This is a genomic window from Actinoplanes utahensis (genome assembly GCF_016862455.1).
GTDB lineage: Bacteria > Actinomycetota > Actinomycetes > Mycobacteriales > Micromonosporaceae > Actinoplanes > Actinoplanes utahensis.
Genome location: NZ_BOMZ01000021.1, coordinates 32,377 through 44,508 on the forward strand (window position 1 = coordinate 32,377; position 12,132 = coordinate 44,508).

A 12,132-nucleotide genomic window follows, 5' to 3' on the forward strand; every position below is an offset into this window, starting at 1 on the left:
CCCAGGTTACCCATGAGTACCGCCGGGTGCGCCATACCAGACCGGCGGCCGTACGGGATCCGCCGTCCACAATCCGCCGCCGTCCACAACCGTACCCGCAAGATCGTCGCCGTTGGCGCAAGCTCGGCCCCGACCACAGCACCCGAGCTCACCACAGGAGAAGCAAGCCGTGTTCGAGACCAACCTCGTCGTCGTCGGCAACGTGCTCACCGCACCCGAATGGCGGCGCACCACCACCCAGAACCAGCTGGTCACCAACTTCCGGATCGCCTCCACCGCCCGCCGCTACGACCGCGAGACCGGCCGCTGGGTCGACGGCGACAGCCTCCGCGTCCGGGTGACCGCCTGGCGCCGGCTCGCCGAGGGCGTCGCCTCCTCCATCACCGTCGGCGACCCCGTCGTCGTCTACGGGCGCATCTACACCCGCGACTGGGTCGACGACGACAACAAGCACCGCATCGCCTACGAGATGGAGGCGTTCGCCATCGGCCACGACCTGGCCCGCGGGCGCAGCCGTTTCTACCGCACCAAGGCGCTGCCCAACAGCGTCATCGAGGACGCCGAGACCGACGCGTTCGTCCGCGGCGAGCTCACCGAGCCCCTCGGCGACGAGGAGAACCCGATCGAGTTCGGCGAAGGGCTGCCCGACGAGCAGGAACCCGCCTTCCTCGAAGTCGTCGCCGGCACCACCGACGACACCACCGAGGCCGGCGAGGAGGAGCCCGCCGAGGAGACCCGGCGGGTACGGCGTACCACCCGCCGCGAACCCGTCGCCGCCTGAGACCTTCCACCCGCCGCCGTGACCCCGGACATCGAACCCCTGCGGATCTCCGGGCGCGGCGGCGCCCGGCGGCCCGGCCGGCGACCCGCCTCCCCGGCAAGAGGCGCCCCGGCCGGGCCGCTGCGGCCCGAACGCCGCCGTTCGCCCCGATTGATTCCTTCGATCGGGATGGGCCGATCGTGCCGACGGAATCGGCCGCCTGTCGGAGCGGCCCGGGTGGGCTGCACGTGCCCCCACCCGGCAGACTGAACCCGTGCTGCTGAAGGAAATCCGCGCCCTCGTGTCCGAGACGGTGGTGCTGTCGCCGGAGGATCAGACCGCCGAGGACGTCAACACCAACTGGTTCGGTGCTCCACCCCACGAGCGCATAAGCCTGTCCGCGGACGAGGTGGTCACCGCGTTCGAGGAGACCGCGGCCGGACTGCGGCACCGGCTGGCAGGCGAGGGCCACCGGGGCACCGCGACGTTCTACGTCTGGCACGACGCCGTCGCCGGGCAGCTGCGCTGCTCGGCCGGCACCAGGAAACCCAGCGACCTGCCGTTCGACTGCGACTACCACGTCACCGAGGACCTGCGGGCCATCGTGCTCGAGTTCCTCGAGGACCGGGCACCCGGCTCGATCCTCTGGGGAGAGCTCGAACCGGTGCCGTTCCCCGACAACGACACCGAACCGTCGACGCTCGCCGTCTGGGCGTTCGACCTCACCGTCGGCCGCTGAACCGATGCCTCAACGATGGGCCGCGGACGCGGCCGGACTCGTCGCGGGATACCTGCTCGACGCGGCGATCGGTGACCCGCGCCGCCTGCACCCGGTAGCCGGCTACGGCACCGCGGCGGGCGCCCTGGAACGCCGCGTCTACCGGCCGCACCGCCGGGCCGGAGCGGTGTTCACCACGATCGCCGTGGGCGTGCCCGTCCTGGCCGGGCTCGCCGCCTCCCGGGCCACCCGGCGGCACCCGGCCGCACGGTTCGCGGTGACCGCCGCGGCCACCTGGACCGTGCTCGGCGGACGGACCCTGCGCCGCGAAGCCCGGATCATGGCAGGGCATCTGGAGACCGGCGACCTGCCGGCCGCCCGGGGCCGGCTCAACCACCTGTGCGGCCGCGACCCGTCCGCACTCGACGAACCGGAACTCGCCCGCGCCACCGTCGAATCGGTCGCCGAGAACACCTCCGACGCCGTCGTCGCCCCGCTGCTGTGGGGCGCGCTGCTCGGACCCGCCGGGCTGCTGGGATACCGGGCGGCCAACACGCTCGACGCCATGGTCGGGCACCGGTCCACCCGGTACGCCCGGTTCGGGACACCGTCGGCACGGCTCGACGACGCGCTGAACCTGGTGCCGTCGCGGCTCACCGGGCTGCTGACGGCGGCGGTGGCGCCGCTGGCCGGCGGGACGCCACGGGAGACGCTGCGGGTGTGGCGGCGGGATCGGGGCGACCACCCGTCGCCCAATGCGGGACAGTGCGAGTCGGCGATGGCGGGTGCGCTGGGGGTACGGCTCGGCGGCCGTAACGTCTACTTCGGGCGTAGTGAGACACGGCCGTTCCTCGGGGACGGGCCACGACCGTCGGCTGCGCACCTGCGGCGGGCGGCACGGGTGTCGGGGGCGGTGGGCGCGGTGACGGTGGTGATCGCGGCTGCCGTGGCGGCGGTACGAAGCAGGATCTCGGCCCGATGACCGGCGCCCTCCTCGTCACCGGCACCACCTCCGACGCCGGCAAGAGCGTCCTCACCGCCGGAATCTGCCGCTGGCTGCACCGCAACGGCGTCCGTGTCGCCCCTTTCAAGGCCCAGAACATGTCCAACAACTCGGTCGTCGTGGTGACTCCCGGCGGCCGGGGCGGCGAGATCGGCCGTGCCCAGGCGATGCAGGCCGCCGCCTGCGGCATCGCCCCCGATCTGCGTTTCAACCCGGTTCTGCTGAAACCCGGCAGCGACCGTTCCAGTCAGGTCGTCCTTCTCGGTGAGGCGGTCGACACGGTCACCGCCGGCAACTACCGCGCGTTGCGCCCGCGGCTGGCGGCGACCGCCCATGCCGCTTTCGAGGACTTGCGCGCCGAGTACGACGTGGTGATCGCTGAGGGCGCCGGCAGCCCCACCGAGATCAACCTGCGCGACGGCGATTTCGTCAACATGGGTCTGGCCCGGCGGTTCGGCATCCCGGCGGTGGTGGTCGGCGACATCGATCGTGGTGGTGTCTTCGCGGCGTTCTTCGGGACGCTGGCCCTGCTGTCCGCGGAGGATCAGGAGCTGGTCGCCGGCTTCGTGATCAACAAGTTCCGGGGCGACCTCGGCCTGCTCCGCCCCGGCCTGGACATGATCACCGCGGCGACCGGCCGGCCGGTGCACGGTGTCCTCCCGTTCGATCTGGACGTCTGGCTCGACGCCGAGGACTCGCTGGCGTACGGGCGGACCCTGGGGCGCCCGGGACCGCCGTGCGGAACCGCCTGGCTGCGGGTCGCCGTGGTCCGCGTCCCGCGGATCTCCAATGCCACCGATGCCGAGGCCCTCGCCGCCGAGCCGGGTGTGCGGGTGCAGTTGACCGTGGAGCCGGCCGACATCGCCGACGCCGACCTGGTCGTGATCCCCGGCTCGAAGGCGACCGTGAGCGATCTCGCCTGGCTGCGCGAGACCGGCCTGGCCGATGCGATCGCCGCGCACGCCGCCGCCGGGAAGCCGCTGCTCGGCATCTGCGGCGGTTTCCAGATGCTGTCGGAGCGGATCCACGACGAGGTGGAGAGCGGGCGGGGCACGGTGCCGGGGCTGGGCCTGCTGCCGGTGGAGATCACGTTCGCGGCCCGCAAGACCTTGGCGAGGTCCGCGGGGGCGGGGCTGGGCGCGCCGGCGAGCGGCTACGAGATCCATCACGGGTACGTCTCCGCGGGCGCCCCGGAGCCGTTGCTGCGTTACGACGACGGCCGGGCGGAGGGCGCTGTGGCCGGGAACGTCTTCGGCACCCACTGGCACGGCGCGTTCGAGTCCGACGAGTTCCGCCGCCGCTTCCTCACCGAGGCCGCGCGACTGGCCGGCCGGCACGGTTTTACCGTCGCGCCGGACGTCCGGTTCGCCGGGGTCCGGGAGCGTGCCCTGGACGTCCTGGGTGATCTGGTGGCCGAGCATCTCGACACGGACGCGCTGTGGCGCCTGATCGAGAAGGGGCCCACGCCGGGTCTGCCGTTCGTACCCCCAGGCGCCCCGTAAGGGACTTCTCAGGGGCCACGCGTTGCGCCGTCGGCGTACGTTGGGCGCGGAAGCGCGGCCCCTGCGCCGCGGCAGCGGCGAGAACGGGGTGAGGTTCATGACCACCGAGGACGACAACCGGCCGGCACGCCGTCGCGTGACCCTGACCGGCATCAGTTCGCGGGCCTGGGAGCATCCGGCCGACCGGGGCGCCCTGTCCGCCTTGCGCGAGCTGCGTGGTTTCGACGACGTGGTGAAGACGTTCTTCGGCATGTGGAACGAGCGGGGTTTCCGGCTGATGTTCCTCGCCGGGGGCATCCGCGTCGACCACCGGCAGTACCCGCGGGTGTACCAGCTCTATGCCGAGGCGGGCACGGCGATCGATGTGGCCGAGCTGCCCGAGCTCTACATCACACAGAACCCGATGATCACCGGGCAGGCCATCGGCTTGGACAAGCCGTTCATCACGCTCTCGACGGGCGCGGTGGAGCGGCTCGACGACGACGAGTTGCGGGCCCTGCTGGGGCACGAGCTGGGTCACGTGCGCAGTGGCCACGCGGTCTACAAGACGATCATGAAGATCCTGACCGGCTGGCTGACCAGCCTGAGCTGGCTGCCGGTGGGCGTGTTCGCGCTCCGGGCGATCATCGCGGCGATGTACGAGTGGTGGCGCAAGGCGGAGCTGTCCGCCGACCGGGCCGGTCTGCTCGCCGGTCAGGACCCGGCCGCTTCTTTGCGCCTTCTGATGAAACTGGCGGGTGGTGGCGATCTTTCGCAGATCGACACCGCGGCGTTCCTGGAGCAGGCCGCGGAGTACGAGGGCGGCGGTGACCTGCGCGACAGCATCCACAAGATCGGCCTGACGGCTTACAGCAGCCATCCGGTCCCGGTCGCCCGGGCCGCCGAGCTGCGCAAGTGGATCGACTCGGGGGAATACGCGCGGATCGTCAGCGGCGACTACCCGCGCCGTGACTCCGACGGCGACGCCTCGGTCAGCGAGGACGTGAAGGCGGCCGCCAAGGCGTACCAGGAGGACTTCGCCAACTCGCAGGATCCGCTGGTCGGCCTGGTGCGACGGCTCGGCGGTGGCGCCGCCGATCTGGCCGGGACGGCCGCCGGTAAGGCGTACAACTGGGCCTCCGACGCGGCCCGACGCGGGCGCGGCACCAACGGCGGAGACGGTACGCCGGACGCATGATCCACCGGCCGGGCCGGAAAGATGTCACCTCTCCGGCCTACGATCGGCGGCATGAGCCTGAGTGATTCCGATCTGCGCGCCGCGATCCGGCGCGAGATGCCCGGTGTCCGTGCCGACCTGGAGCGGTTGGTGCGGATCCCGGGCATCGCCTTCGAGGGTTTCGACCACTCGCACGTCGAGCGGTCCGCGGAGGCGGTCGCCGAGTTGTTGCGCGGGTGCGGGCTCGACACCGCGATCGTCCGGCACGGCGGCCAGCCCGCCGTGATCGGCCGCAAGGCGGCTCCGGCCGGCGCGCCGACCGTCCTGCTCTACGCGCACCACGACGTGCAGCCCGCCGGTGACCCCTCGTTGTGGACGAGCGACCCGTTCGAGCCGGTGGAGCGGGACGGCCGGCTCTACGGTCGCGGCGCCGCCGACGACAAGGCGGGCGTCATGGCGCATGTGGCGGCGCTGCGCGCCTTCGGCGATCAGCTGCCGGTCGGCGTGGTCGTCTTCGTCGAGGGGGAGGAGGAGTACGGGTCGGACTCCCTCGACACGATCATCCAGGAGCACCTGGAGGAGTTGCGTTCGGACGTGATCGTGATCGCCGACTCCGGCAACTGGGACATCGGCCGTCCCGCGCTGACCACCTCGCTGCGCGGTCTGGTCAACCTGTTCGCCGAGGTCCGGGTGCTGAAGAGCGCGGTGCACAGCGGCATGTTCGGCGGCCCGGTGCCGGATGCGCTGATCACCCTGTCCCGGCTGCTCGCGTCGCTGCACGACGACGACGGCGAGGTGGCGGTCGAGGGGCTGGTCGGCCGTGAGGGCGCCGGCGTCGACTATCCCGCAGACCGGTTCCGCAACGAGGCCGGCGTGCTCGACGGCGTCCAGTTGATCGGCAGGGGCACGATCACCGACCGCATCTGGACCAAGCCGGCCATCTCGGTGCTCGGCATCGACGCGCCGCGCACGCTGGAGGCGGCCAACGCGCTGCAGCCCGCCGCCACGGCCAAGATCGGTGTGCGGCTGGCACCCGGCCAGGATCCCGCGGCCGCCTACCAGGCGATCCGCGCCCACCTGGAGAAGCACGTCCCCTGGGGCGCCCAGCTGGAGGTCACGCTGGAGAGCGACGGCGCGCCGTGCGTCATCGACGCCACCGGCCCGGTGTATGACGCGGCCCGTGCCGCGTTCCGCACCGCCTGGGACGGCGCCGAGCCGGTCGACATGGGGGTGGGCGGGTCGATCCCGTTCATCGCCACCTTCCAGGAGCTGTTCCCCGGCGCCGCGGTCCTGGTGACCGGCGTCGAGGACCCGCACTCGGCGGCGCACGGCCCCGACGAGAGCCTGCACCTGGGCGAGTTCGAGCGGGTCTGCACCGCCGAGGCCCTGCTGCTCAAGAACGTCGCGGAGACACTCACGAGATAGGAAACGGGGTGGCCGATGACCGAGTTGTCGTGTGAGGTGCTCGTGGTGGGCGCCGGTCCCACCGGGCTGATGCTCACCAACTGGCTGACCAGGCTCGGGGTTCAGGTGATCGTCGCGGACGGCAAGGACGGCCCGACCCGCGAGTCCCGTGCGCTGGTGGTCCAGGCGCGCAGCATGGAGATCTACGACCAGCTCGGCATCGGCGACCAGGTCCTCGAGGCCGCGCACCGGGCCGAGGCGCTCGCGCCCGGGTTCGGTGCGCGGGCCTTCGGCCGGATCCCGCTCGGTCCGCTCGGGTCCGGTGTCACGGCGTTCCCGTTCATCGAGGTCCTCGAGCAGAGCCGCAACGAGGAGATCCTCTACGAGAACCTGCAGAAGCTCGGCGGCCAGGTGTTCTGGGAGTCCCCGGTCACCGCTGTCGTGCAGACCGACGACGGGATCGAGGCCAAGGTCGGCAACCACACCGTGCGGGCCCGGTTCTGTGTCGGCTGCGACGGCGCCAACTCGGTGGTCCGCAAGGCCCGCCGGATCGCTTTCGAGGGCGTCACCAACCAGCACCGGTTCTTCGTGCTGGACGCGGTCGGCGCCCGCGGCCTGGCGCCGGACGCGATCAACGTCCGGCCGGAGCGCAACGACTTCCTGCTCGGCTTCCCGATGCGGGCCGGTGGGTGGCGGCTGATCGGCCTGGTCCGCGACACCGACGGCGACGGCGATCTGGACGAGGACGACGCCCGCGAGCGGTTGCTCCGGACGTACGGGGTCACCTACGACCGGGCCCGCTGGTTCGCCACCTACCGGGTGCATCACCGGGTCGCGGCGGCCTTCCGGGACGGCCCGTTCTTCCTGGCCGGCGATGCCGCGCACGTGCACTCGCCGGTCGGCGGCCAGGGGATGAACACCGGTCTGCAGGACGCCCACAACCTCGCCTTCAAGCTCGCCGACGTGCTGCGCGGCGCCCGCAAGGACGGCTGGCTGGACCGGTACGAGGCCGAGCGCCGCCCGGTCGCCCGGAAACTGGTCGCCACCACCGACCGGGTCTTCGGGTTGATCACCTCGACCCGGCCGCCGGCCCCGCTGCTGCGCCGGCTGGTCGTGCCGTTGCTGGCGCCGATCGCCGTGCGGCTGCTGCCGCGGTTCTCCGGCGGCTCCCGCCTCTTCCAGTACGTCGCCCAGCTCCGCATCCACTACCGCCTCGACCCGGCGGCCCGGGCGGCGGGCCAGCGGCGTGATCCGGTGATCGGCCGCCGCCTCCCGTGGTCCGGCGGCAACCACACCGCGCTGCGCGCCGCCTGCTGGCAGATCCATGGGTACGGCGGGGTCACCGCGGCCGACGCGCCCGACCTCGGCCTGCCGGTGCACATCTTCCCGCCGGCCCCGTCGACAGCCCTGCGGCAGGGCCTGTTCTACCTGATCCGGCCGGACGGTTTCGTTGCCGCGCAGGCGGAACCGGGCGAGGCCGACAACCTGTTCCGGCATGCCATGGCCAGGTGAAATCCACTGTCCACAGAGTGATCACAGGGGTGGCGGGGGCGGACGATCCTGTTAGGATTCGTACATGCGTTCGATTAATGCACCGACGCTCTCGGCTGCGCTGACCGGCCGCGCGTCCCGGGCCACCCCCGGCACGCGCGACCCGCTCGATCGCCTCCGCACCCGCGACCGGATCGAGTCGATCGCCCGGCTCCGTGCCGCGGCCCGCGCCCTGGGAGACGTCGACGTCTCCGGGTGGGACGACGCCACCCTCACCGATCACCTCGACGATCTCTCCAAGGTCCTCTGCTCGCTCGACGCCGAGCTGGCCCGCGTCGCCGACGCGGTGCGCGCCCGCGGCTTCCGCATCGCGGAGCCGAAAGCCGCATGACATCCCTGCTCACGGTCTGCCCCACGCCACCGGCGCCGCGGCCCGAGAATTTCCTTCGGTGGTACGCGTTTCGAGCCCCGTGACCATGCGGACCCCGTCCCGGGCCGGAGGCTCGGCGCGGAAGCACCCGGCCCACGTCCGATCACGGCAGTGCCGCCGATCGTGTGCCGCTCGGCTGGGCGGCGCCGCGGCCGAGGGTGTGACGCTTGGGCGGGCGGCGTTGTGGCCGGTGGTGTGACGCTCGGCCGGGCGGCGTTGCGGCTGCGGGCCGCGAAAACTCCGAGCTGCTGCCAGGATGGGAAACGTGCGGTTCCTTGACATCGCTGCCACATCGGCCGCCGTCTCCGCGACCTCCGGGAGGAAAGCGAAGATCGAGCTGCTAGCCGGCGCGCTCCGTGGCCTCGATCCCGGCGAGATCGTCCCCGGAGCCGCCTACCTCGCCGGTGAGCTGCGGCAACGGCAGACCGGGGTGGGCTGGGCCGCGCTGCGTGAGCGCCCCGCGCCGGCCACCGAGCCCACTCTGACCGTCGCCGCGGTCGACACGGCGATCGGCGAGATCTCCACGGTCGCGGGCGCCGGCTCGCAGGCGCGGCGCAAACATCTCCTCGGCGCCCTCTTCTCCGCCGCGACCGAGCCGGAGCAGCGGCTGCTCCTCGGGCTGTTCGGCGGTGAGCTGCGCCAGGGTGCCCAGGCGGGGTTGCTCGCCGAGGCGATCGCGGTCGCCGCCGGGGTTCCGGCCACCGTCGTGCGGCGTGCGCTGCTTCTCTCCGGCGACCTGAAACTCGTCGCCGCGACCGCGCTGACCGGCGGCGCGCCGGCACTGGCCGAGATCCAGCTGCGGGTCGGTACCCCGCTGAGCCCGATGCTGGCGAGCAGCGCCCCCGATGTCGCGGCCGCCCTGGTCGCCACCGGCACCCCGGCGATCGTCGACGTCAAGCTCGACGGCATCCGCATCCAGGTGCACCGGTCCGGCGACGACGTGGCCGTCTTCACCCGCAGCCTGGACGACATCACCGCCCGCCTGCCGGAGGTGGTGGCCGCGGTCCGGGCGCTGCCGTTGCGCGAGGCGGTTCTCGACGGTGAGGCGATGCTGTTGGACGCTTCCGGCCGGCCCCGTCCGTTCCAGGAGACGTCGAGCCGGGCGGCGACCAGGGGCGCGCCGGTCAGCGGCCTCCAGCCGTACTTCTTCGATCTGTTGCACCTCGACGGCGCCGACCTGCTGGACGAGCCCGGCCGGACCCGGTGGGCGGCCTTGGCCGAGGCCGTGCCGGAGGCCCTGACCGTCGGCCGCACCGAGGCCGGAAACGAGGAGGAGGCGGCCGCCTCGTTCGCCGCGGCCCTGGCCGCCGGGCAGGAGGGCGTGGTGATCAAATCACCCGGCGCGCCGTACGACGTCGGGCGCCGCGGCGCCGCCTGGGTCAAGGTGAAACCCCGGCACACCCTGGACCTGGTCGTCCTCGCGGTCGAGTGGGGCAACGGCCGCCGCCGCGGCTGGCTGTCCAACCTGCACCTTGGCGCCCGCGATCCGGGGACGGGCGAGTTCGTGATGCTCGGCAAGACGTTCAAGGGCCTCACCGACGAGTTGTTGCGCTGGCAGACCGAACGCTTCAAGGAACTCGCCGTCTCCGACGACGGCTGGGTGGTCCGGGTCCGTCCTGAGCAGGTCGTCGAGATCGCCTTCGACGGGGTGCAGCGGTCTCCCCGCTATCCGGGTGGAGTCGCCCTGCGGTTCGCCCGCGTCCTGCGTTACCGCGACGACAAACCCGCCACCGAAGCCGACACCATCGACACGGTCCGCGCCCTCGACCCCACCGGCCCACCCCCACCAGCTTGATCCCTGACGCACCGACGAGCCCGCGTGGAGACTTACGGCTCGGATCGGATCACAGATCTCCACGCGAATTGGTGTGGAGATCTGTGGGGAGCGTAGGAGCATCGCTTCGGCCGGCAGGCCGCGTTATGGCCTTGGGGCAGGACCACCTCGCGCGGAGAAGGCTGGACGGGTCTCGTCGGGCGGGACGGTTCCGGGCCCACCACCACCGGACCCCACCCGGAGACGGGCAGGGGTCGTCGTTGCACGGCGGCCTGTCTCGACGGAGCCGGTGAGTAGCCGGGCCGCCCGGCTGGCCCACCGATGACGAGTGCAGCGGACAGTCCGTCGGTGCCCGGCCCGGGAAGGTCGCCGGTGTTACAGGGCGGCCAGGCTCCGGACGTAGTTGACCTGCTGGTTGATCGTGTGCACGTCGTCCTCGTGGCGGATCGTGATGCGGGAGACGTACTGATGCGGGCCGCTGGTGACCGTGACATGCACGTTCCCCTGCGGGATCGCCTCTTTGTAGAGCAGCAGGAGCAGGCTCAGCCCGCCGGTGAAGCACACGCCCAGGAACGCCACGGCCTTCGCCCACGTCGGTGTGCGCCGCTGCGAGATCCAGTGGTCGGTGACGAGCCAGCGGGAGCCGGCGAGCGGCAGATCACCCACCGGCGTGCGCACCGACGTGGAGGTGACCTGAATCTCGGCGATCTCCACGATCACCGGCCCGGTCGCCGCTGGAACGGTGAGATCCCGGCTCTCCGGCTCCGGCGGGGGCGTGGGCGAGCCCCACGGGTCACCCTGCGGGAAGGTCATGCCCGAGACATTAACCGGCGTCGTCCCGCGCCGCGAGACGACGCTCGCTGTCGTCCGCACGTGGCGTGGTCACCGTCGCGGACCGTGCCGCGGCGGCCTCCGCCGCCCGCCGATCGGCCTCCGCCACCCGATCCCGTGCGTCCGCCAGAGCGACCCGGTCACGGGCGTCGGCTTCGGCCACCCGGTCGCGGGAACGCTTGGCGGCCTTGGCCGGACGTGACCGGACGGAGCCGGCGCCGGGCTCGGCAGAGACGCCGTCGCCGGCGCCCTGGGCGGTCCGTTCCTGGGCCTCACGGCGGGCCTGCCATCCGTACAGCACGAAGGTCATGCCCGCGAAGATCCACCACTGGACCGCGTAGCCACCGTTCTGCCAGGCGTCCTCGTGCGGGATCGGGATCTGCACGAACGCCGGATCGGCGGCCGGGGTCTGCTCGGTGAGCAGGACGTACGCCCCGTACACCGGGAAGGGCAGCTCGGTGGCGAGCCGCGGCAGGTTGATCCGCCGGGTGTCAAGCCGGCCGTCCCGCCGTTCCACTGAAGCGGGTCTACTTTCCGACAGGTGAATCTGTCCGACGACCGTCACCTGGCCGGTCGGCACGGCCGGGACCACCGGCGACTCGAGCGCCCCACCGGGTGGCGCGGGGACCCAGCCACGGTCCACCAGCACCGCCGTCCCGTCGTCCAGGATCAGCGGCGTGAGGATCTCGAACCCGACCTTGCTGGCGACCGTGCGCCCCCGGGCCTGGATCTCGTGGGCCGGATCGTAACGACCGGTGAGGGTCACCTTTGTCCAGGCCACGGCCTCGCCCGGGCCGGCGCCCGGAGTGCCCGCCGCGGTCGGCGCGGCCAGCACCGAGGTCAGCGGGACCGGGTCGGTGGCGGCTGCCGCGTCGACGCGTTCATTGATGGCGGTGCGCTCCTGGTATCGGTGCAACTGCCAATTGCCCAAGATCACCATGACGATGGCGGCGACGACGGTGAGCGCGGCCGCGCCCAGCCAGCGAGGGGTCAGCAGGAACCGGTACACCCCCCGAGGCTACCTGGCGAGGCGGTGGCTCCCGCCGCAGCCAGGTAGTCTGCG

The 12,132-nt window shown here is 72.4% G+C and carries 10 protein-coding genes and 1 pseudogene; 9 read left to right on the forward strand and 2 right to left on the reverse strand.

Annotated elements, in window-relative coordinates; all coding sequences use genetic code 11:
• The first annotated feature begins 169 nt into the window (after positions 1 to 169).
• The 9 genes from Aut01nite_RS06675 (at position 170) to Aut01nite_RS06715 (ending at position 10,259) form a co-directional block, all read left to right on the forward strand.
• Complete coding sequence (locus Aut01nite_RS06675; protein ID WP_043527933.1) at positions 170 to 781, forward strand: single-stranded DNA-binding protein; 612 nt, start codon at positions 170 to 172, stop codon at positions 779 to 781.
• A 253-nt stretch (positions 782 to 1,034) separates the two neighbouring features.
• Positions 1,035 to 1,499 carry a hypothetical protein gene (locus Aut01nite_RS06680; protein ID WP_043527934.1) on the forward strand — a complete coding sequence of 155 codons (465 nt, stop codon included), beginning with the start codon at positions 1,035 to 1,037 and terminating at the stop codon, positions 1,497 to 1,499.
• A gap of 4 nt (positions 1,500 to 1,503) precedes the next feature.
• Entirely contained in the window at positions 1,504 to 2,460 is a 957-nt protein-coding gene (locus Aut01nite_RS06685) for a cobalamin biosynthesis protein (protein WP_043527935.1), read from the forward strand.
• Complete coding sequence (locus tag Aut01nite_RS06690; RefSeq protein WP_043527936.1) at positions 2,457 to 3,983, forward strand: cobyric acid synthase; 1,527 nt, start codon at positions 2,457 to 2,459, stop codon at positions 3,981 to 3,983. Before Aut01nite_RS06685 ends, Aut01nite_RS06690 begins: the two co-directional genes overlap by 4 nt.
• A gap of 97 nt (positions 3,984 to 4,080) precedes the next feature.
• On the forward strand, positions 4,081 to 5,160 hold the full coding sequence (locus Aut01nite_RS06695; protein WP_043527937.1) for a M48 family metallopeptidase: 1,080 nt from the start codon (positions 4,081 to 4,083) through the stop codon (positions 5,158 to 5,160).
• A 51-nt stretch (positions 5,161 to 5,211) separates the two neighbouring features.
• Entirely contained in the window at positions 5,212 to 6,564 is a 1,353-nt protein-coding gene (locus Aut01nite_RS06700) for a dipeptidase (RefSeq protein WP_043527938.1), read from the forward strand.
• 15 nt (positions 6,565 to 6,579) lie between these two features.
• Entirely contained in the window at positions 6,580 to 8,055 is a 1,476-nt protein-coding gene (locus Aut01nite_RS06705) for an FAD-dependent monooxygenase (RefSeq protein ID WP_043527939.1), read from the forward strand.
• Between the two features lie 181 nt (positions 8,056 to 8,236).
• Positions 8,237 to 8,425, forward strand: a complete 189-nt coding sequence (locus Aut01nite_RS06710; protein ID WP_173476709.1) for a hypothetical protein — start codon at positions 8,237 to 8,239, stop codon at positions 8,423 to 8,425.
• 295 nt (positions 8,426 to 8,720) lie between these two features.
• Positions 8,721 to 10,259 (forward strand): ATP-dependent DNA ligase, encoded by a 1,539-nt coding sequence (locus tag Aut01nite_RS06715; RefSeq protein WP_173476708.1) that lies wholly within the window; start codon positions 8,721 to 8,723, stop codon positions 10,257 to 10,259.
• A 354-nt stretch (positions 10,260 to 10,613) separates the two neighbouring features.
• Here Aut01nite_RS06715 and Aut01nite_RS06720 read toward each other — a convergent pair whose 3' ends face one another.
• Both Aut01nite_RS06720 and Aut01nite_RS06725 read right to left on the reverse strand, forming a co-directional pair.
• Positions 10,614 to 11,051 (reverse strand): hypothetical protein, encoded by a 438-nt coding sequence (locus tag Aut01nite_RS06720; protein ID WP_043527947.1) that lies wholly within the window; start codon positions 11,049 to 11,051, stop codon positions 10,614 to 10,616.
• A gap of 277 nt (positions 11,052 to 11,328) precedes the next feature.
• Positions 11,329 to 12,078: pseudogene (locus Aut01nite_RS06725) on the reverse strand (SURF1 family cytochrome oxidase biogenesis protein); the annotation flags it as partial.
• Positions 12,079 to 12,132: the final 54 nt, after the last annotated feature.